Genomic DNA, 19,090 nt, shown 5'->3' on the forward strand with positions numbered 1-19,090 from the left:
GTTTGAAAAGTGAACCTGACATCGCTCGCTTAACGAAGCGTTGCAGGGTGGGGAGGAAAGAATGAGAACGATTTCGAGGGTTGTCACGGGTTTTGAGACAAACGGGGAGGGCGCGTGATGGGCGTCGTTTCGCCTCTGGGATTGACCGCCGAAGACATCGCCAAGGCACCGCTGCGCGATGCCGCGCTGCTGCCGGTCGATCTGGATGTGCGCAAGGAAGCCGACGGGACTATCTATCTGAAGTCGCGCATTCCGGTTGTGCCCTATGACTTCAACATGCCGCGTCTGTTCGCCCGTATGGCAGAACAACAGGGCGACAAACCGGCCCTGATGCGCCGCGCGGCGGGGGGCGGCGACTGGCAGGCGATAAGCTATCGACAGCTCAAGCGCGACTGCGACGGCTTTACCCAGTGGCTTTTGGATCAGGGCGGCGATGGCACGGTGTTTCTGGTGTCGTCCAACTCACCTTTATTCTCGACCGTGACCTACGGCGGGTGGGCGTCGGGGCGGGCAGTTTGTCCGGCCAGCCCGATGATGGTGGCGCTGGGCGGCGATCTGGGTCGTCTGCGCCATGTGATCGGCAAGGCCAAGCCGTCCGTCATCCTGGCCGAAACCGCAGGCATCGCCGCGGCGATCTCGTCGGTGGATATCGGTGATGCGGTGCTGATCTGCGGCGAGCCGTTCGAGGGCGCGCAGTTGCTGGCCGATGTGGTGGCTACAGAACCTACGCCTGCCGTCGAGGCTTCCATTGAAGGGCTGAAGGAAGACGGGGTGGCGGCCTATATGCTGACCTCCGGCTCAACCGGATTGCCCAAGCTGACGGTGCTCACGCTGGGCGCGCTGGCGGCAAATACCGCCGAGTGCAAACAGACGGTTGGTAAGGCTGCGGGCTGGAACGAGGTCATGCTGGACTGGCTGCCTTGGCACCACGCGGCGGGGGCCTATGTGATGCGGACCACCCTGATGGAGGGCGGGACCTTCTACATCGATGACGGTAAGCCCATGCCCGGCCTGTTCGACACCTCGATCCGGAACCTGACCGAGATCAGCGTTGGCTATTACAACAATGTGCCGCTGGGTTACGTCATGCTGGCCGATGCGCTGGAAACCCATCCGGAGATGCGCAGGAACTTCTTCTCGCGCATGAAGATGATGCTGTTTGGCGGAGCGGGGCTGTCCCAGGCTGTGTTCGATCGTCTTCAGGCCTGTGCGGTTGAGGCTTGCGGCTACCGTGTCATGCTGACCAGCGGCTATGGCTCCACCGAAACGGGATCGGCCATTACCGTCACCCACTATGAGACTGACAAGGTGGGTTTGGGCCTGCCGGTGCCGGGGGTGACGATCAAGCTGGTGCCACAGGGCGACCGCTATGAGCTGCGCGCCAAGGGCAAGAGCCTCGCGCTCGGCTATCTGGACGAGCCCCAAAAAACCGCCGAAGCCTTTGACGAGGAAGGTTATTATCGCTCTGGCGATCTGTGCGTTTTTCATGATCCGAACAAGCCCGAACTGGGGCTGGCTTTTGCGGGCCGCGCCGCCGAGGAGTTCAAGCTACTGAGCGGGGCTTGGGTCTATGGCGGGCACATGCGCGAGCAGATCATCCGCCACCTTGATCCGCTGGCGCTGGATTTGGTGCTGTGTGACGAAAATCGGCCCTATCTGACGGCGATGATTTGGACCAAGGCCCCGAACGCCGAAGTCGAGATTGTCGAACGGCTGAAACAGTTCAACGCGACACAGTCGGCGGGCAACCGTATCCGACGCGTGCTGTTCCCGTCCGCGCCGCCTAATCCGAACGCGCACGAGCTGTCGGACAAGGGCACGGTCAACCGCCGCGCTGTGATGGATAACCGTCCCGATCTGGTCGAGCGTCTGTTCGCCGAGCAACCGGACGAGGGCGTCCATATTCTGGAGGCCTGACGGCCTTTCCTGAAAAACTGTCAAACATATCTGGCCGTGACGCGGCCAAGGGGGAGTGATGCTGCCTGAAGTTCTGAGGATACTTCTGATCAATGTCGGTGTAGCGGTGGCGGGTTTCGCGCTGGTCTGGACCATTTCTTTGAAGTTGAAAGACCCGACCATTGTGGACGCTTATTGGGGACTGGGTACAGTGGTGCTGGCTATTTCCACCTTTATCCAGTCGGATGGGCCTCTGTTGCGAAATGCCTTGCTGACGGGGATTTGCGCGGCGTGGGGTGTGCGCCTGTTCGGCTATATGATCTGGCGCTGGCGGGTGCATGGTGCCGACCGCCGCTATGAGCGACTTTATGAAAAGGTGAAGGAAACCAAGGGTTGGAGCTTTGGCTTTTTCACTCTGGTGTCCATCTGCGTGACGCAGGCACCGCTACAGTTCCTGATGTCGCTTCCGGTCCAACTGGGCCAGATCAACCGCACACCGGATGTGGGCGTGATCGGATGGATCGGCGTTGCCATCGCGGTATTTGGCTTGATCTTCGAGATCATTGCCGACGGGCAACTGGCCAGGTTCAAGCTGAAGCCAGAGAACAAGGGCAAGGTCATGCAGTCGGGACTGTGGCGCTATAGCCGTCACCCCAACTATTTCGGCGAGAGCCTTTTCTGGTGGGGGCTGTTCCTGATCGCGGCGGAAACCACGACAGGCCTGTTCGCCATTGTCGGTCCGGCCTTCCTGACGTGGACCCTGATGAAGTGGTCGGGCGCACCGACGATGGAATACCGTATGCGTAAGACCAAGCCGGAGTATGCCGACTATATCGCGCGCACCTCCGGCTTTGTGCCGATGCCGCCCAAGAAGGTGGAAGCCTGATACGAAAAGGGGGCGGCCTTCCCCAAGGCCGCCCCCGTTCGCCCCTGTGTGGTTCAGCCCGTCAGGCCGAGACCACACCATCGCGGATATAGGCCCGATCGGCCCAGCAGGCGTGGGTGCCGCTGGAGATCTTGTGCGGCAGGGCAATGCGGCACACGGGACCTTCCTCGAACTTCTTGCAGTCCACGAGGATGCATTCGGACGTGCCGGCATTCTCGTCGATGATGAAGCTAATCAGATAGCCATCATCCTCGTCCTTGGCGTTGATGCGCGGGACAAAGGGGCTTTCGCTTGCATAGCGACCATCCGGCAGGGTGATCTGCCAGCTTTCGCCGGTTTCCAGATCGTGTTTGACGAAGCCGTTGAACAGGAACCAGCCCGGCTTGGTCGTCGTCGAATAGCAATAGCGGTTCTTGCGACCGGCATAGCGGTTGTTGATGACGCCGAACTCCAGCACGCGGTCGTCGAGGTGCCCCTCGGTCGTCTCGCTGGTCTTCAGGTTGAAGCGCCAGCGGTGCAGTTTGGATTTGAAGCTGTGCTCGTCCAGATAGGCCATCATCCGGTCCATACCCTTGGGCGCGCCTTCCAGCGGCTCGGGCATGGGCACTTCCTGGAAGTAGCCGTCCATGACGATCTCGTCGCCTTCCTCATAGGCATTGAGGAAGTGCAGCACATAGGTCGGGTCCGCCTCGAACCAGCGGATGTCCTTTTCGGTGCCATAGCGCGGGATGACGGCAAAGCGCGACGGCAGGTCGTGCATGCGGGCCGCGTGATAGCCCTTCTCCAGCAGGCCTTCGTCCCAGAACAACGGGAAGTCGTTCAGGATCGAATAGTTCTCCGAGAAGATCATGTCGTGCGGCAGGCGCGGACCGGGCAGGGGGATCGGGGTGTAGTGGACCTGCTTCCCGTCCTTGTTGATCACGCCATAGTGCATGTAGGGCGCGTGCTTCGAATAGTTGAAGAACAGCATCTCGCCGGTGCGTTCATCGGTCTTGGGGTGGGCCGATACGCCGTCCAGCGGAACCCACGGAGCGGTACCCAGCTGTTCCATGGTTTCGGGGTCCAGCATGTAGGCTTCGCCGCACTGGTAGAAGGTCGAGATGGCCTTGCCGTTGTGGATCACCACGTCGGTGGAGGATGAGTCCTTCAGGCTTTCGTGCGCACCGAAGCCGGGGCGCTTGGACGTGCCCGGACCATCCTGGATGCCGCCCCACAGCGACCCCTCGGCGATCTGTTCGGCCACAAAGCCGCGGGTGCGGACAAAGCGGTTGCGATAGTCGGCCTTACCGTTCTGGATGCTGATCTGGTGCAGCATGCCGTCACCGTCGAACGGGTGATAGCGGCCCAGCGGCTGGTGTACGGGGTTTTCGGTATTACGCAGATAGACCCCGTCGATATCGGTCGGGATCTCGCCCTCGATCACATCAAGATCAAGCGCGGTGACTTCCTCCCACTGCGGGGTCCACGGGCCCGTCATATACGGGTGGTTCGTGGGCTGAAGCGTGGTTTTAACAGGTTCCAGACGCGTGACTTTCATATCCATTCCCCATTGGTATGGATATCAGCTAACACTGTTAGTCTGTTTATGCAAGCGACCTAGGCGAGGCCCGAAGAGCTGCCGCGTGTGACTTCTTCATGGCAGTGGCCGCAGACCACTTTCGTACGCAACGTCGCGCCGCAACTGTGGATCAGGGTCTCAGGCGCACCTTCCGGGCCGGACAACCATTTGGCCCCCCAGTTGATTAGTTCGACCACCAGCGGAAACAGGTCCAGACCCTTTTCCGTCAGGCGATATTCCATACGTAGAGGTTGGGTCTGATAGGGCCGCTGTTCGAGGATGCCGAGGGTAACAAGGCGTGCCAGTCGCTCCGACAGGATGTTGGTGGCGATGCCCAGTTGCTGCTGAAATTCCCCAAAACGGCGGGCACCAAAGAAGGCGGCGGCAATGGTGTGCGAGATCCAGCGATCCCCCAGAACAGCGATGGCCCGCTCGATCATCGCGTCGGTGCTGTTGCGGATTTCGACGATGGAGCGGCGCTGGGCGCGTGCCTTGAGGGCAGGGTCGAACCCTGCACCGGGCCCCGCCTTGGAACGGACGTCGCGGGCGACCACTTCCTTGTCGCAGTGGCTGCAACGGCATTGCGCCTCCAGCGGGTGGCCGCAGCTGTGGGTCAGGTTGTGGGCGCGAACCTTGGCGTCATAGTGCCAGTGGCGCTCCCAGCGCAGGATCATCAGCGCGGTCTTGAACAGGTCCTCGCCAGCTTCCGTCAGACGATATTCGTCGCGGGGAGGGCGGGCCTGATACTGATGGCGTGCCAGAACGCCTACGCTTTCGAGGCGACGCAGACGGTCTGTCAGCAGGCTACGGGCAATGCCGATGCGCGACTGGAATTCTTCAAACCGTGACGTGCCGACGAAGGCTTGGGTACAGATCATCAGCACCCAGCGATCGCCCAGAATGTTCAGGGCGCGCGCCGCAGAGTTGGCAGGCATCAAACGGTTTTCAGCACCCTCGCTGGCCCTCGCGGCAGCGGTCGTATTCTGGGACAGGCTCATGGGGGCGGAGACTCGTCGGCTGGGCCACTCAAGTCAATCGCAATGGCGCGGCCGACAAAGAAAACGCCCCGCTACTTTCGGCGTAGCGGGGCGATATGGCGCAAAATGCCGGTTTAATTCTTCAACCTGATCTTCTTTTCGATCTTCAAGGTCGCCTTCTCTTCCTTTTTGCGACGCTCGAACACCTTGCGCATGTATTTCAGGTCGCTGCTTGAGAGGATTTTCTCGGCAGCGGCGAACTGTTCCTGCTCCTCCTCGGCGATGTGGTGCAGGTATTCTTCCTTCAGCGCGGCAAAGCGGCGAAGCCAGCCGGGGTTGCCATAGTCACGCGCCGCAAGGTCCGCCATCAGCTTGTCCAGTTCCTTGTGCTCGGCCACGGCATGGCGGGCGTCGTCGGTGGTGGACGGCTCGCGCAGGACCGTGGACCACAGGGCCTGATCCTCGGCGTTGGCGTGGGCCTGAACCTCCTTGCAGAAAGCCTCGAACAGCTTCTTGCGCTGTTCGGGCTGTCCGCTGGTGGTCTCCTCGATCATGGCGATCAGGGCGCGGTGCTTGTCGTGGTCCTCGACCAGACGCCCAAAGATGTCCGGATTGCCCCGGAACTTGGTCTTGGGCGTCGAGCCGATGCGGACGGACAGCTCGGGCGCAAAGGATTTGGCCTCGGCGATGGCATCGGCCTTGGCCTTCTTCGGGTCCTTCTTGGCGTCCTTTGCGGCAGCCTTGTCAGCCTTTGCCGATTTGGACTTTGTCGCCGTAGTGGTTTGTGTGGCCATTCTCGTGCCTCCTTACGGCAGGTCGCGGACTTTGGGTTCGCGCGCCCAGTGACGGACGGGGCCGACGCCAACCATTTCCTCCCACGGCACCACGCCTTCGTCCTTTTCGACATTGGCCTTGTCGAGCAGGATTTGCGTGCCCTTGCAGTGACCGATGGTCTTGCAGTGGGCATAGGCGTCGGCGAACCACTGGATGGCGGCAGCGTTCTTCGTCAGCTTTTCTGCGGCGTCCGGCATCAGGACCGAGGCCACGGCGTCGAACACGACCGACGGCGCGCCTTCCAACTTTTCATCGGCCTTCAGTTCGCCACCCTTGACCGGAATGCCACCGACCTTGGGCGCGACCAGTTTGACGGTACCGCCCGCCTTTTCAATGTCGCCCTTCAGCTTGTCGATGCTGGCCTTGTCCGATCCTTCGGCGAACAGCAGGCCGACGGTGCGGCCCTTGAACGTCTTCTTCGCCTGTTTCTGGATCGACAGGGCGTCCGACGGCTTCATATCGACCGGTTCCTTGGCGGCCGGAGCCTTGGCCGGCAGGTCCATGGCCAGACCGTCGGCAATGCGCTTGGCCATGTCCTCGTCGATATTCCGCAGGCGCGACAGAACACGTTCGCGGACGTGCTCGAGGTTCACCTTCGACAGTTCGAAGACGATGGCATCACGGATGTGGGCCTGTTCGTTCTCGGTCTGCGAGCGGTAGAAGAGGCGCGCTTGCGAATAGTGGTCCGCGAAGGTTTCCGCGCGCACGCGCAGCAGCTCGCTGCCGTCATTGCGCTCGCCGTTTTCGCGGAACGAGGTGAAGCCGGTTTCGGGGCAGGCGCGGGGGCCTGCATCCTCGCCCGCTTCATTCAGGCTGTTCGGCTCATAGTTGGCGCGGCCCGTCGGGATCAGCGTCTGCATCAGCCCGTCGCGCTGGAAATTGTGGAACGGGCATTTGGGCGCATTGATCGGGATCTGGTGGAAGTTGGTCGTGCCAAGGCGCGACTTCTGCGTGTCCAGATAGGAGAACAGGCGGCCCTGCAGCAGCGGGTCGTTGGTGAAGTCGATGCCCGGAATGATGTTGGAGGGCAGGAAGGCGGCCTGTTCGGTCTCGGCGAAGAAGTTGTCGACGTTCCGGTTCAGGGTCATGCGACCGATGATCTGGACCGGAATTTCTTCCTCGGGGATCAGCTTGGTGGCGTCGAGGACGTCATAGGGCTGTTTGGCGGCCCAGGCCTCGTCGAACACCTGAATGCCGAAATCCCACTCGGGGAAGTCACCCGCGTCGATGGATTCGAACAGGTCGCGGCGGTGGAAGTCGGGATCGGCACCGGCGATCTTGACCGCCTCGTCCCAGGTGGTGCTTTCAATGCCCAGCACCGGCTTCCAGTGGAATTTCACGAACTTGCCTTCGCCCTTGGCGTTGACGAAGCGGAAGGTGTGAACGCCAAAGCCCTCGATGTTGCGCAGGGTGCGCGGGATGCCGCGGTCCGACATCGCCCACATGATCATGTGCATGGTCTCGGGCATCAGGGAGACGAAGTCCCAGAAGGTGTCATGCGCCGAGGCGGCTTGCGGATAGCCGCGGTCGGCCTCCATCTTCACCGAATGGACGAGATCGGGGAACTTCATCGCATCCTGGATGAAGAAGACCGGAATGTTGTTGCCCACGAGGTCCCAGTTGCCCTCGTCGGTGTAGAGCTTGACCGCAAAGCCGCGCACGTCGCGCGGCGTGTCGATGGATCCCGCGCCGCCCGCGACGGTCGAGAAGCGCACGAAGACGGGGCACTCATTGTCTTCCTTTTGGAACAGACCGGCCTTGGTCAGTTCCGGGATGGCCTTGGTGACCTTGAACACGCCATGCGCGCCCGAGCCGCGCGCGTGTACGATGCGCTCGGGGATGCGTTCGTGGTCGAAGTGGAAAATCTTCTCGCGCAGGACAAAGTCCTCAAGCAGCGTCGGGCCGCGAGCGCCTGCGCGAAGGCTGTTCTGGTTGTCGGAGATACGGTGACCGAAATTGTCGGTCAGATGGGCCACGCCATCCTTGTGGTCGCCATCATGCTTGATGTGCTGCTGGGTCTCGCCAGCGTTGCCGGTATCGGTCTTGAACTCGCCCTTGCCTGCGCCGGGAGCATGGTGGTGCAGGCTGTTATCCAAACTGGGGGAGGTTTTGGAGGGTTTCATAAAGGCAGTCTCCGTAAGCCGTTGCAGGCATGCGGGTCCGTGGACACGGACCGGACCTGTGCGGTTTGACAACCCCGCGTTCGGCCACTGGTTCCTGAATGTTTTTTACGTTGGGGAGGGGGCAGGATCGCTGCTTCAAGTTTCGCACATGAAAACAATGGGCTTGGGGCCGGTGCGGATGACTGAAGAGTTTGTGATCCTTGCCCGTGGCGAGGATGGCCGCCCAAGGCTAGTGTGGGCCGGAATGGAGAGGGATTTGCCGTGAAGCGTGCGCTTTTCGTGAGTATGGGGGTTCTTGCCCTTGCTGGATGCGCCAGTGGCGGAAGCTCCGCGTGGGATTTCCTGAGGGGGCATATCTCCGCACGCTCGGCGGTTCTGGAGAATTGGCAGCCCTCGGATGATGCTGTGGCGCGCGGTGCCATGCAGTTTGCCTTCGGGGATTTCGGTGGGCTGAATTCGGATGCCATGAACACCGTGGCCCTGCCGTGGAAGCTGACGTCCGCGGCGCTGGTCCTGCATCAGTCGCCGGACGATCTCTCGCAGGCGGCCTTGCGCCGGATCATGCAGGGCTATGGCTTCCAGTATCCCGAGACCATCGCCAACTGGCCTGAAGGCGCGGGGGCGGCTCCGCGACCGGAGGCGGCCATGGGGCTGGTTCTGGGTACCGGCACGCGCTCCATCCCGCAGATCGAACTGCAGATCGCCAGCACCGGATGCGCGGCCTGTCACGCCGCCCCGACCTATGACGCGCAGGGCAGGCCCGAGCCGAACCGCGTCTGGCTGGGCGCGCCCAATCCGTCGCTTGATCTGGAACGCTATACGCAGGACATCTACCGCGCACTGGTTGCGACATCAGGGGATGTGGATCGCCTGTTGGCTGCCGCTCGCGCCCTCTATCCGGGCATGACGGCCCGCGAGGAAAAGACCCTGCGCGATTTCGTCATGCCGCGCATGACCGACCGTCTGCAGTATCTGGTGCGCGCGGGCAACGGCCCGCTGCCGTTCCACAGTGGCCATGCGGGTGTAACCAATGGGGTGGCGGCCCTGAAGATGCAGCACGGGATGCTGGCGGGGGACGAGGGCGCGTTCGAGCGCGAGCGGGGCTTCACGTCTGTGCCGCATCTGGCTGACCGGACTTTCCGCACCATGCTGCTGTGGGACGGGGCCTATGCGCCCAATGACGGTCGCGAGCGCCGCCGCATGATGCCTGCCGATGCGATTGATCCGGCCCACATCAATGCGCTGGCGGGGATCACGGCCTATTTCACTGTGCCCACCATGGGCATGAGTGACGAGGCCGCTGTCCGCGCCGTTCCGCAGGTCCGCGAAGCCTTTGCCTTTGTCGGTACGGTGCGGCCACAACCCTTTCCGGGGACCATCGACATGGCGCGGGCCAGACGGGGAGAGCGGCTGTTTGCGGAAGCCTGTTCCTCATGTCACGGCAGCTATGAGGACAGTGGGCAAGGGCCGCGACTGGTGCGCTTCCCCAACACCCTGCGGTCGGTCGGGACCGATCCTGTCCGTGCGGAGACGATGGACGAGGCGCTGGCCGACAAGGTGAACGCCAGCCCGATCCGCCGTCACATCAGGGCCGAGAGCACGGGCCAGTATGCGCCGCCACCGCTGACCGGCATCTGGCAGAGCGCGCCCTATCTGCACAACGGCTCGGTACCGTCGCTGGCGGCACTGCTGGGACTGGAGGAACGTCCCGTGACCTTCCGTGTCGGCGGCCATGCGATGGATCTCGACAAGGTAGGCGTGGCCTATCCCGAGGGCTATGTGCCCTATAGCCACCCGTCTGAAGTGGACACCCGCCAGCGCGGCATGGGCAACGGTGGTCACACGCGCATGTTCGGCGGCCTGTCGGACAGCGAAAAGCGCGATCTGCTGGAATATCTGAAGCGGCTCTAGGGGACGATCAGTTCGTCTACCGAAAGGCGTGCGGGGGCGGGCAATCTGGCGGCGTCCACCATCCCTGCACGCAGGACCGTGACCACGCGGCGGTGCGACGGCACTGAAAGACGTTCGGCCATTTCATCAGCAGCCATCGGATCGTCGCCCAATATGGTCAGGGGTGAGGCGGCAAGGCCCCGCGCCGTCAGTTCCAGCCACAGGCGGTGCCAGAGGCGTCCGGTTTCAAACGGCGGCGCATCGCGGTCCTGCACCAAGGCAACCAGCGCGGCGGCCGTGTTGGTCGTTGCGGCCTCGCCGGTCAGGGGGGCGGCGAGTTTTACCGCATCCAGCGCCTCGAACACCGGATGGGACATCACCACGCCCGCCGCCACGGCAACGGGGGTGGACATGGCCATGGCTTGGGCGTTCAGGCCATCCACGCTCCATCGCGGATGGCGCGGGGTCAGCCGCATCCATGACGTCAACTCGGTGCGGTAGGGACGATTGCGGAAAGCTCGCATGGTCGCCTGATCGGTCAGGCGGGCGATCTGTTCGATCTCGGCGCGGTCTGTGATCAGGCGGGCGTCGGGATGGCTGAAGGTTTCGAGCGCGGCCAAGGCGTCGTCGGTACGGCGGCGGTCGAACTTGCCGCGATAGGTCCGCCGCCTTGTCAGGCGCGCGGCCAGTGGATCGGCAGTGGTGCTCCCCGTCACCGCCAAGCGGGCGACCTCGCCTTGGGCAGGGGCGGTCAGCGACAGGGCGATGCCCCTGAGGCTGGCGGCGAGGATCATGCCCTCTGCGGCGGCACCGTGGCTGGCGGCGGCGTCGCGCCCCGTCGGATCGCCGACGGGCAGGGTGCGGCCCGGCGACGCGATCAGGGCGATGGTGTCCCCGTCGATCCGTCGCCATTGGGTCGGCTGGATGTTGTGCACATTGGGCGACAGCGCCGCCTCGGCCACCAGTTCGCGGAACAGTTCGGGCGTCATGCCACGGCCTTGCGGAACAGGTGGGTGCGATGAAGGCGCTCGGCCCCCAGACGGTTGACGTAGCTGAGGCTGGGGCCGTTGACGTCGGCGATCCATGTGCCGCCGCAGTATTGGTATTTGCCCTTCTTCAGCGCTTCCACCACGCGGTGCAGCATGGCGGCATTCACCCCCTTGCCGTGGTGTTCGGGGCGTACCGAATAGAGGATGATGACGGCGCGCTTGGGCGCGAACAGACCGCGTAGCCACGACCAGATCATCCGCACTCCATAGCGTGCACCCGCATGGCGCACGAAAGGATTTAGGTCGGGAATACAGATGACTACGCCCGCTGGTTCACCTTTATGATGAATGATGGCAGACAGGGTCGGGTCCATCACCCACATCATCTCGCCCGCCTGAAACTGGAACTCCTCTGCGGTCAGGGGGACGAACATGGGGTTTTGGTCAAAGCCTGCATTCAGGCACAGACGGCCTTCCTCCATGCGGACCTTGAAGTCGCGGCGGGTGATGGGGGCAAAGGTCCAGTCGGGCGAGTTCAGGATGTCCCGCGCACCGCCGCGCAGCAGCCTGTTCTCGTCCACTTCGTCAGGACGGAAGCCCCAGGTCATCATCGGAAACTCTGCCGCAAAGCCCAGCCGCTCCAGATGCTTCGGCAACCACGGCGGGTTCCACATCATGTCGGTGGTCGGGGCGTGTTCGAACCCCTCGGTCACCATACCGACCATCTGCATGGCCGTCAGGTTGAAGGGGCCGACGATCTCGGTGTCGCCGTGGCGGCGGGCAAAGTCGGTGATGGCCGCGAACAGCAGGTCGATGGCGTCCGCATCGTCCGCCGCGTCGAAATAGCCGAAGCAGGTCCGCGCCCAGCCGTGGCGTTCATTCGATTGCCGATGGCGGTGGGCGGTCGCGCGGGCCACGGGCCTGCCGTCGCGTTTGACGACATAGAACTCCAGCGCGCCGCCGGATTTCAGCATCGGGTTCTGCTTGGGGTCGAGGTACTTTTTCAGGTCCGACCGCATGGGCGAAACATAGGGGCTGTCGGACGGATAGACCTCGAACGGGACGCGGAAGAAGGCGTTGAAATCACCCTTTACCAGCTCAAGGGTCATGCGGCTTCTCCGGTACTGTGTGCGGCCAAGAGGGCGGCCGTCTTCTGGAACAGGGCCATGGCCCGCTCGTCCTCGTCCAGCAGGGCCGATCCGCCCAGCGCGACAAGCCCGATCCGCAGCGGCTGGTCCGAGATCAGGATGGCGTGCGTCGAGTTGTGCCGCAGCAGCAGGTCACGCAGCTGTTCGCGGGCATCGGCCAGCGGATGCTCGGCCCACAGGCTGGACAGGTGGACCACAGGGCGGCCCTCGAACGCGGCGGGCAGCAGGGCGGGGTCGTAATCGGTCAGGTCGTTGCCTTGGGCGAGGATCAGCCCTTCCAGCGGAGCGACGCGGGACGCATCGGCGATAAAGGCACCCAGCGATGCGGTGTCGGCATTGGCCAGCGTATGGTCGAACAGGCGGCGCTGTTGGTCATTGCCGCCCGAGCGCAGGCGCAGCAGCACCGACAGAGCCAACAGGGCGGCTACCGTCACCGCCAGCACCGAGCCTGCCTCCAGCCAGCTTTGCGGGCGGTTGAGCAGCATCAGCGCCCCCGCCAGCAGGATGGCCGTCGCGAAGGTGAGTGACAGCTCCTTGATCGTGTCCAGCCACCCCTTGGGCGCATTGGCTCCGGCAGCGGCGGCATAGGCGAGGCCCAGCAGACCCAGTGCGGACAGGCCGACGGGCAGGCCGATACGGAAATCCGTCAGCGCCAACAGGCCCGTCGCCAGAAGGGCGCGGGCATAGGCGTTGAGGGTGGAGTTCTCCATCGGCGACAGGCTGTCACGGCGGCGGAATACGATCAGGCCCAAAACCAGCAGTAGGGCGCACGGCACATAGATCGCCAGATTGAAGGCCCGCTCAATGCCGCTTCCGGCCAGAAGGGCGGCGAGGATGCCAAGGATGGTGCCGCCGCCGATGACGATCTTCATCCACAGCGGTGAATGCCGCCGCAGCAGGATTTCCGCGAGGATCAGCGCCGCCGTCGGCAGGGCGCAGGCCAGCACCAGCGTCAGGGCCCCAAATGCCCCCACACCCGTGGCCATGCTGAGCGCGCGGCAGAGATAGAAAAGGCCCGACAGGCCGAACACGAGCAGCAGCACGTTCTGGACGGTCGAGCGGCGGCGACGTCGCCACAGGACGAGCGCCACCGCCAATGCGCCGATCGCCCCGAACCCGTCCACGAGCATGCGCGTGGTTTCTGCCAGCGACAGATCGCTCATCCGGCCAGAAGCCTTTGCATGAAGCGACGCACGATGACCGCCTTCAACGCGCCGATGGGGGCGGGCAGGGGGCGCTCGCATTTCGCGTCACGCGTGTTCATGAACCAGCCACGGCAGTCGGTCTTTGTCTTGCGCCCCATCAAAAGGGCCAGCGCTTCGCCCGCCATCAGGCATCCGGCGGTGGTGACCATGGGGGCGAAGCTCATGCGCTTGCGCTTTCCGGCGGCCATTTCGGCGGCGGCAGTCAGGTCCACATGGCTGTGGCTGGACGAATGGGTCATCACCCATTCCAGTTCCTTCATGAAACAGGCGGCGGCCTGTTCCTCGGTGATGGCCTTCCAGTCCGTGCCCTTGATCGGATAGCCGAGGCGTTCTTCGGGGCGGGGATCGGTGGGGCGCACCACAATGACAGAGGGCAGCGGCGAGGCATAGGCGTCGATCACCGTCGCGCCATGCTGCTTGGCCTTGCGGTACAGTTGGGCGGTGGCGGGAATGTCGTCACAGCCGTTGATGATGACGCTGTACTCCGCGCACAGCTCGTCCAGCTTTTCGGTCCATTCCGCCCCCAGAACCGTCAGCGCCAGATCGAGATTGATGCGCTTCAGACCCTCTGCCGTCACCTCGGCCTTGGGGCGATCCACGGTGTCAGTGAACGCGAAGAGTTGGCGATTAAGGTTTGAAATTTCGAAACTATCGAGATCGGCGATGGCGATCTTGCCTACGCCCGCTCGCACCAGCATCTGGACCGCCGCGCCGCCCATGCCGCCCACGCCTGCGACAAAGACCGCGCCGTCTTTCAGGCACTGTTGCTCGGCCTCGGTAATGAAGCCGATGTTGCGGGTGGTCATCTCGGAATAGAAATCGGTCATTTGCTCATCTTTGCGGGGCGCAGCACGCCCCATGCGCGGTCAGGCGACAGCCAGTGGATCAGGGGCAGGACCGCCATGCGCGCCCCCATCAAAAGGACGAGGCCCGTCAGCCCCATGGCGGTGGTCGGTGGGGCGACCTTTCGCAGGTATTGGCCGGCTGCCGCCATGTCGATGCGACCGATCTGGATCAGGTCGTCGCCTCGGTCATAGTCCAGCTGTTGCTGGCAAAAATCGTTGTATTTCTGTTTTCTATGCGGCGTTGCTTGTTCGAAGGTTTTCTTCAGGGCGTCGCTGCCGCCGGTATAGGCATTGGTGATGACGAAGCGCGCCTCGTCGAAACCGGCTTCTTCGCCGACGCCAAAGGCCGCGCGGTGGCGAGCCATGATCTGGCGGCCCAGTGACAGGTGGTCGAAGCTGCGGCGCGCATCGGGACGGGGCGAGGGAAAAACGTCGGAAAACGTCTCCGCCACCATGCCTGCGACGGCCGGTACCTGTGTGACGTTGGAAATCCACATCGGGCGACCCTGACCCGTCAGGAACATCAGCACGCAGGTTAGGCCATAGAGGGTGGCCGACAGGCCGCGCCCGCGTGCCGTCGGGTCCACCATGACAAGGCCAAGGTGCATCACCTGCGTCGGTCGGTCTGCCAGTTCCACATCCAGAAGCGACAGCACATTGAACGCCACCGGACGGCGCGGACCTTTAGAATTTTCAGACTGATAGACGACAGTGATGACGCAGTTGTTCAACCGCTCTGCATCGCCACCCAGCACGCCGTATTCCAGATCCTCGCCCTTCAGGGTCAGGCTGGCGATGGAGCGCATGTCGTTGACCAAGGCGCGCGTCTGATCCACCGATAGGGTCAGGCCGGGGCGCTCGACGATGCGCGTCCACATATTGCGACCGGATCGCCATGTCAGATTGATCATCGGGTCCGGCGACTCCCCCGCCAAAAACTACACCCAAGGGTGCCCACCGAGGGAGGGGGAGGTCAAGCGGTGGATATATCCGGGTATTAGTTGCCACCGTTTTTGCGGCGACGGGTTTCCCAACCCTTCTTGGCTGCGGCTGATCGGTCGGCTTTAGTGCGCGAGGCCGATGTTTGCCCGCCTTTCTTGCCGCCCTTTTTCGCGGCGGGATGGCCTGTGGACTTGCCGCGTCCGGAACCACCGGGGTTCTTGCCGCCGCCATCGTCTTTATTGACGGTGGCCCAGGCGCGGGCTTCGGCCTCCTTCTTGGACACGCCACGGGACTCATAGCTTTCGGCGATATGGTCCGCCTTGCGTTCCTGTTTGTCGGTGTATTTGGATTTGTCTCCACGGGGCATGGCTGTTCTCCTCTGGGGAGAAAGTGACCGAAGGACAAAGCCTGTTCCGTGCGTCGCATAGGAGACACAGGCGGGCGGAAGACAAAGGGCGCAACCCTTTCGGATCGCGCCCCAAGGTTGGAAGTCAGTCGCTGATTAAAAGCGGTACTGGATGGCCGCTTGCAGGCCGTGGGCGGTTTCGCCGCCGATGGCTTGGCCCTGATACTCAACCGAGATGTTCACATTCTCCGAACGGGTCGAGCTGCGCAGGCCGATGTTCCAGTCCACCGCGTCACGCCCCAGTTGGCGTGATGCCGCGTCGAACGCCAGTTCCGGTGCCAGTGCAAAGTGGTTGACCGAGATCGCATCGCGATCCTGCAACTCGCGCTGCCAGACGACGCGGGCATAGGGGGTGACGCGCCAGTCGTCCTTGATGACTTCCTTCTGGAATTGCAGGCCGATACCGGCACGCAGGCTCTCAACGTCCTTCAGATCGCCTTCAAGGGCCGTTGGGTTGTTGCCCTGATCCTTAAAGGTCGTGCCGGACATGTTCACATAGTCCACCACGGGGGCGAGCAGGGTCACGCTGGCGTTGTCCTTGGACCCCAGCTGGAAGCCATGCTCGAAGCGGGCGAAGAAGGCGTTGCTGTCGTATTCAGAGCGGGTGCTGCCATCCAGGCCGTCGATACCGCTGATGACGCGGCGGGTATCGCTTTCCAGATTGGTATAGCCGATCTGGCCCGACACATATCCGCGACGGTAGTTGGCATCGCCGTACACCGCGACCGACAGGGCATCGATCTCGCCATTGAAGTTGTTGTTGGGGCGAGTGTTGGCGTTCAGCGTGCCATAGCCAAAGGCGGCACCCAGGCGGAATCGGTCCGACAGTTCGCGGTGGGCACCCATCAGAACGCCATAGCCGTTGTATTCGACCTTGCCGATGTCCTCATAGGCCTTGATGGCCCCGCTGCGGCCAAAGCCGCTGGCCCAGAAGGTGGTGGGGCGCGACAGGTCGTAAGGGCTGCGTACAGTGGGGGCGGGCGCTGCGACAACCATGGAGCCATTGTCGCCGCCGCCAATGCCGATGCGGCCTTCCTGATACATCAGGTCGGTCGTGGCAGAGGCCATCGGCGTGCCCACGCTCATGGAGCGGGCGACCGGATTGCGGGTCGCGGTGTGCAGAGCTTCGGAGAAGTTGTCGATGAAGCTGCGTCCGGCTAGCCGCAGGGTCGAATGTCCGTCACCGCGCAGGGCACCGGATTGGCGGCGGGCGATATCGCGATCGGCAAACTGCAGATAACCTAGCAGCGGGGCCAGCGTCGTGTTCGGATCGTGCGAGGCATCGCGCAGCGCAATGCCCAGACCGTCACCGGAGCGGGAGTTGCCGAACAGGGCCACATCCTCGAACGCCGGATTAGCTTCCAGTGAAATGCCGTCACCCGATTGCAGGATGTTGAAGGTCAGCAGCGAGTTATTGCGCGCGTGGAAGACCGCGCCGTCCTTGGTCAGGTCCACCTCATAACCATCGTCGCCGATGCGCTTGGCGGTCAGGAACTTGCCCTGAACGAACGGAATGTCCGGAGCCTCCATTTCAAGGTCTTCGTCGGCAAAGCCGCAATAGACACCGTTATAGCCGCGATAGCCTTGAGGGGAATCGGTGCACGGCTCGACAGGGAGTTGCAGCGGGCTGCTGTCCACGATGCCGCTCACCAGCGGGATGATGTGGCCGCTGGCGTAATATCCCTGCTGGATATCCAGCGCGAGCGCCGCCTTCTCCCCGATCGCCAGTTGGGCCTTGTTGTGGTTCGAATAGATGTTGAAGTCGCCGTAGAAGGCGTCTTCTTCGATCAGGAAGTAGCGCGCCTGTTCCAGCGTCAGCGGGGATTGGGTGGTCTGGTTCGAGACGCTGAAGGCGAGGGTACCGCCATCCAGCACGTTGAGAATACGGCCCTGACCGATCCGCATCTTCTCGGTGCGGAGATTCTCCGAAAAGCCGAACGGGGCGATGGGCGCGAAATCATAGGGTCGCATGACCAACCCGTCCGCGATCAAGGTGCCGCCGTCGCGGATCACCATGGTGGCACCAAGGGTCCCGTTGCCGGCCAGAACGCCGCCATTGAACACCTCGGTCAGGGTATTCAGCTCGCCGCCGTTCATGCGGATCATGCCGCCGTTATAGGCAAAGATCGCTTCGGCCAGTTCGACGCGCGAATTGGACAACATCTCCAGCTCGCCGCCGTCCACCATCACCAGTTCGGCGGCTGCGGCGGTATCCAAGGACCATTTTCCGCCCGGTAGAACCGTCACGGAGCTGTATTTGTCGGTAAAGTCGAACTCCGGGAAGTCGACGTGGAACTGGGCCAAGCCTTCCAGATTCGACGAATAACGGACGCCCTTGTCCCAGTTGGTTTCGATATTGCCCGAGACATTGTTGGTCACGAACAGCCGGTCGTTGACGGTCACATATTCGCCCGAGGTGGCGATGGTGTCCGAGGTCATTGTGACGTCGGGATAGGCAGTACAGTTACCGTCCTCGCCTAGATTGGCGGTCGGGCAGAAACGGGTCGCGATATCGGTCTTGTTGGGATCGAAATAGCGCAGGAAACCTGACTGCTGGGTCAGTTCATAGTGCGCCTGAATGATCCGGTCGCCCGCGATGGCAAAGCCTTCATCGCCCAGCATTTCGCGGTAGTAGTCGATGTAGATCTCTTGCTGGGGGTAGGGCAGGGGCTGGCCGCCGGATGCGGCGCCGTGGATGCCCAGTTCTGTCCCTTTCCACAGGCTGTAGGCCGGAATGTTGTAGTCCGTATAGTAGCGGTTCACCCCGCCGACAAAGGCATCGGCACAGGCCGAAAAACAGCCGCCGTCCAGCACGGTATCCAGGCCATAGGCGCGGATGACCGTGCCCATGCCGACACCGCCCGAAGCTGCGCCACCCGGAGAGTTTCGGAACACCACCGTATTGATCGTTACGCCTTGTTCCTCGGCGCTCGAGAGAATGCCGAGCAGCTCATAGGGGTCATCCCGCGAGACGCCGCCGGTATAGTAGAGCGTGTTGCCATTGATATGCCATTGGCCGGCCATGGCTTCGCTGGTGAAGCAGGCGAGAGCGCCGATAGAGGCCGTCGTCGCGAGTGCCAGCTTTCTCAAGCTGCCGTTACTGCTGCGTTTGTGTTGAATAATCTTTGAAGATGGAAACATGCGTTCAATACCGTCACTCGTTACCGATGAACAACGATTGTAACAATGTTATTCATGTACAAGCTGAGCGGTTTTTCAATTTAGTAAATTCATCTGGATAGCATCATTATTGTGATCAATTAGCCGCATTTTTGTAAGCGTGGCCGAATGTATTCAGGACAAAATGAATATAACTTCGGTATTATTGCACCTTGCGTTCAGTATTATTATGAAAGCTAATGTCTTCTGCGGTGTGAGGTTGCGGACACAA

At 62.4% G+C, this 19,090-nt stretch carries 14 protein-coding genes; 3 read left to right on the top strand and 11 right to left on the bottom strand.

Going from position 1 to position 19,090, the window contains the following annotated elements; all coding sequences use genetic code 11:
- Nucleotides 1-117: 117 nt before the first annotated feature.
- Both Q0Y42_RS05085 and Q0Y42_RS05090 read left to right on the top strand, forming a co-directional pair.
- Nucleotides 118-1,917, top strand: a complete 1,800-nt coding sequence (locus Q0Y42_RS05085) for an AMP-binding protein (RefSeq protein ID WP_297800871.1) — start codon at nucleotides 118-120, stop codon at nucleotides 1,915-1,917.
- Between the two features lie 58 nt (nucleotides 1,918-1,975).
- Nucleotides 1,976-2,782, top strand: a complete 807-nt coding sequence (locus Q0Y42_RS05090) for a DUF1295 domain-containing protein (RefSeq protein ID WP_297800873.1) — start codon at nucleotides 1,976-1,978, stop codon at nucleotides 2,780-2,782.
- Nucleotides 2,783-2,843: 61 nt separating this feature from the next.
- Here Q0Y42_RS05090 and Q0Y42_RS05095 read toward each other — a convergent pair whose 3' ends face one another.
- The 4 genes from Q0Y42_RS05095 to Q0Y42_RS05110 all read right to left on the bottom strand — a co-directional run bounded on the left by Q0Y42_RS05095 (nucleotide 2,844) and on the right by Q0Y42_RS05110 (nucleotide 8,274).
- Complete coding sequence (locus Q0Y42_RS05095; RefSeq protein WP_297800875.1) at nucleotides 2,844-4,319, bottom strand: carotenoid oxygenase family protein; 1,476 nt, start codon at nucleotides 4,317-4,319, stop codon at nucleotides 2,844-2,846.
- Between the two features lie 59 nt (nucleotides 4,320-4,378).
- A complete protein-coding gene (locus Q0Y42_RS05100) occupies nucleotides 4,379-5,338 on the bottom strand; it encodes a helix-turn-helix domain-containing protein (RefSeq protein WP_297800877.1) in 960 nt (319 codons plus the stop codon).
- A 113-nt stretch (nucleotides 5,339-5,451) separates the two neighbouring features.
- Nucleotides 5,452-6,111: a hemerythrin domain-containing protein gene (locus tag Q0Y42_RS05105; RefSeq protein WP_297800879.1), complete on the bottom strand. Its 660-nt coding sequence runs from the start codon at nucleotides 6,109-6,111 to the stop codon at nucleotides 5,452-5,454.
- A 12-nt stretch (nucleotides 6,112-6,123) separates the two neighbouring features.
- The gene (locus Q0Y42_RS05110) at nucleotides 6,124-8,274 is read right to left on the bottom strand and encodes a catalase (RefSeq protein WP_297800881.1); all 2,151 of its coding nucleotides are present in this window, start codon (nucleotides 8,272-8,274) and stop codon (nucleotides 6,124-6,126) included.
- 261 nt (nucleotides 8,275-8,535) lie between these two features.
- Here Q0Y42_RS05110 and Q0Y42_RS05115 point away from each other — a divergent pair, with 261 nt between their 5' ends.
- Nucleotides 8,536-10,185: a c-type cytochrome gene (locus Q0Y42_RS05115; RefSeq protein WP_297800883.1), complete on the top strand. Its 1,650-nt coding sequence runs from the start codon at nucleotides 8,536-8,538 to the stop codon at nucleotides 10,183-10,185.
- Here Q0Y42_RS05115 and Q0Y42_RS05120 read toward each other — a convergent pair.
- From Q0Y42_RS05120 to Q0Y42_RS05150, 7 genes are all read right to left on the bottom strand, one after another.
- Nucleotides 10,182-11,153, bottom strand: a complete 972-nt coding sequence (locus Q0Y42_RS05120) for a hypothetical protein (RefSeq protein ID WP_297800884.1) — start codon at nucleotides 11,151-11,153, stop codon at nucleotides 10,182-10,184. The two genes, Q0Y42_RS05115 and Q0Y42_RS05120, sit on opposite strands and share 4 nt — an antisense overlap.
- Nucleotides 11,150-12,262: a GNAT family N-acetyltransferase gene (locus Q0Y42_RS05125; RefSeq protein ID WP_297800886.1), complete on the bottom strand. Its 1,113-nt coding sequence runs from the start codon at nucleotides 12,260-12,262 to the stop codon at nucleotides 11,150-11,152. Before Q0Y42_RS05125 ends, Q0Y42_RS05120 begins: the two co-directional genes overlap by 4 nt.
- Nucleotides 12,259-13,464 carry a hypothetical protein gene (locus tag Q0Y42_RS05130; protein WP_297800888.1) on the bottom strand — a complete coding sequence of 402 codons (1,206 nt, stop codon included), beginning with the start codon at nucleotides 13,462-13,464 and terminating at the stop codon, nucleotides 12,259-12,261. The genes Q0Y42_RS05125 and Q0Y42_RS05130 overlap by 4 nt, the downstream gene beginning before the upstream one ends.
- Entirely contained in the window at nucleotides 13,461-14,333 is an 873-nt protein-coding gene (locus Q0Y42_RS05135; protein WP_297800890.1) for a ThiF family adenylyltransferase, read from the bottom strand. The genes Q0Y42_RS05130 and Q0Y42_RS05135 overlap by 4 nt, the downstream gene beginning before the upstream one ends.
- On the bottom strand, nucleotides 14,330-15,262 hold the full coding sequence (locus tag Q0Y42_RS05140; protein WP_297800892.1) for a hypothetical protein: 933 nt from the start codon (nucleotides 15,260-15,262) through the stop codon (nucleotides 14,330-14,332). Before Q0Y42_RS05140 ends, Q0Y42_RS05135 begins: the two co-directional genes overlap by 4 nt.
- A gap of 86 nt (nucleotides 15,263-15,348) precedes the next feature.
- Nucleotides 15,349-15,660 carry a plasmid stabilization protein gene (locus Q0Y42_RS05145; protein ID WP_297800894.1) on the bottom strand — a complete coding sequence of 104 codons (312 nt, stop codon included), beginning with the start codon at nucleotides 15,658-15,660 and terminating at the stop codon, nucleotides 15,349-15,351.
- 135 nt (nucleotides 15,661-15,795) lie between these two features.
- Nucleotides 15,796-18,789 (bottom strand): autotransporter domain-containing protein, encoded by a 2,994-nt coding sequence (locus tag Q0Y42_RS05150; protein ID WP_297800896.1) that lies wholly within the window; start codon nucleotides 18,787-18,789, stop codon nucleotides 15,796-15,798.
- Nucleotides 18,790-19,090: the final 301 nt, after the last annotated feature.

Source organism: uncultured Brevundimonas sp., from assembly GCF_947305955.1.
Taxonomy (GTDB): domain Bacteria; phylum Pseudomonadota; class Alphaproteobacteria; order Caulobacterales; family Caulobacteraceae; genus Brevundimonas.

Excerpts from the sequence above, each read along its gene's own strand:
- Q0Y42_RS05120 (WP_297800884.1), bottom strand. The coding sequence starts at position 11,153 with ATGACGCCCGAACTGTTCCGCGAACTGGTGGCCGAGGCGGCGCTGTCG.
- Q0Y42_RS05130 (WP_297800888.1), bottom strand. The coding sequence starts at position 13,464 with ATGAGCGATCTGTCGCTGGCAGAAACCACGCGCATGCTCGTGGACGGG.
- Q0Y42_RS05105 (WP_297800879.1), bottom strand. The coding sequence starts at position 6,111 with ATGGCCACACAAACCACTACGGCGACAAAGTCCAAATCGGCAAAGGCT.
- Q0Y42_RS05125 (WP_297800886.1), bottom strand. The coding sequence starts at position 12,262 with ATGACCCTTGAGCTGGTAAAGGGTGATTTCAACGCCTTCTTCCGCGTC.
- Q0Y42_RS05140 (WP_297800892.1), bottom strand. The coding sequence starts at position 15,262 with ATGATCAATCTGACATGGCGATCCGGTCGCAATATGTGGACGCGCATC.
- Q0Y42_RS05110 (WP_297800881.1), bottom strand. The coding sequence starts at position 8,274 with ATGAAACCCTCCAAAACCTCCCCCAGTTTGGATAACAGCCTGCACCAC.
- Q0Y42_RS05090 (WP_297800873.1), top strand. The coding sequence starts at position 1,976 with ATGCTGCCTGAAGTTCTGAGGATACTTCTGATCAATGTCGGTGTAGCG.
- Q0Y42_RS05100 (WP_297800877.1), bottom strand. The coding sequence starts at position 5,338 with ATGAGCCTGTCCCAGAATACGACCGCTGCCGCGAGGGCCAGCGAGGGT.
- Q0Y42_RS05145 (WP_297800894.1), bottom strand. The coding sequence starts at position 15,660 with ATGCCCCGTGGAGACAAATCCAAATACACCGACAAACAGGAACGCAAG.
- Q0Y42_RS05135 (WP_297800890.1), bottom strand. The coding sequence starts at position 14,333 with ATGACCGATTTCTATTCCGAGATGACCACCCGCAACATCGGCTTCATT.
- Q0Y42_RS05095 (WP_297800875.1), bottom strand. The coding sequence starts at position 4,319 with ATGAAAGTCACGCGTCTGGAACCTGTTAAAACCACGCTTCAGCCCACG.
- Q0Y42_RS05085 (WP_297800871.1), top strand. The coding sequence starts at position 118 with ATGGGCGTCGTTTCGCCTCTGGGATTGACCGCCGAAGACATCGCCAAG.